Annotated in this window: 1 protein-coding gene; it reads right to left on the bottom strand. The window is 46.3% G+C overall.

Going from position 1 to position 1,284, the window contains the following annotated elements:
- Positions 1–331 precede the first annotated feature (331 nt).
- A partial coding sequence (locus tag BUB94_RS16085) for an FISUMP domain-containing protein (RefSeq protein ID WP_073238984.1) occupies positions 332–1,284 on the bottom strand: 953 nt, incomplete at its 5' end.

The raw sequence follows: 1,284 nt of genomic DNA, 5'->3' as shown, positions 1-1,284 counted from the left end.
CGCTAGACGAGGATTCCTTTTCCGGTTCAACGAAGCTGCTGCTGTCGTCGTCACCGCAGGCGGTAAAGCACATGGTTGCCGCGAACAGGGCCAGGCAAAAAATTCTGAGCAGGTTCATTCAAATATCCTTGTCATAACTCGTTTAAAAAATTTATATGTGAGCATCATTTTTACGCAGCGAGCACATCAAGAGTCTCGGTTCGAGAGGCTCGATCTTGTAATTGTTACGGTTTTTCTTGGACTTTTTGTTCTTCTTGTTGAGTTTAGACACATAACCCCTATAGCCTTTCAAAGGAAAGGCTTTGTTAATTTGTTTAAAATCTTGTTATAATTAGTAGTTTTTTACACAGCGGATGGAAAGAGCGCGTTTTGCTTTAACCTCTTCGTAAATGCGACTCATGTCTTGAGAATCTATCGCGACACGATGAGCCCTTTCAGCATCATCTGCTGATTGCTGCGGCGTCCAAAAAATAGCTTGCTTTTTTATATCCCTAAAAACCAACGAACCATTCGGATATCGCTCCCAACTTCCTGTTGGCAATATCGACAAACCATAATCGTTATTACCGAAGCCGGCAACCTTTGAGCCCATATAATGAGCGACACTATTGCCACTTTTTTCTTGAAGATTCGCCCATTCGCCTTCATTCGCTATATGCCAGCCATCCGGGCAAAGCCCCTGGTGAATGATTTCACCGTCAATCAATTTTCCATCTTTGTCTCGAGCAAAAGAATAATTGCATTGTTCTGACCCCAGCGAGACAGAATCACAGACCGAAGGAAGGTTCATGGCGTTGCTCCAGGTATAGAGTCCGCCCCAGCCGTTCTCGCAGTACCACGGGTCGTCATCGTAGCAGTACTTGGTCGAGTCGCCCTGTAGCGTACCGCCCGCAATCATCTTTCCAAAATTGAGATTTTCCGCGAAATACACAAGCGTGTCCGTATAATAGATGCCATCCTTCAGGCTAACCGTCCGATACTTCTGTCCGTCGCGCGGGTCGGTGAACTCGCCGTAAGACACCTTCTCATTAAACTGGTTCGTCATGTCAAAATAGCTACTACTGCTAACAGAACTAGACGATTCAACCTCAACCCAAAAACCATTCTTACAAATATATCTGACCCCTGTTGCCAAGACACGTTTTGTCTCCCCTTCTTCTTCTGCATCACAGGGTTCTAATGCAGATTCACTAGAGCTACTGCTATTCCCTGCCGACGAGTCCGCAGACGTTCCCGAGCTGCTCGACTTAACGCTTGACGAGGCTGGGTTAGACTCACCGCCAC

The sequence above is a fragment of the Fibrobacter sp. UWH9 genome (genome assembly GCF_900129715.1).
GTDB lineage: Bacteria > Fibrobacterota > Fibrobacteria > Fibrobacterales > Fibrobacteraceae > Fibrobacter.
This window is presented reverse-complemented; position numbering and strand designations above follow the sequence as displayed.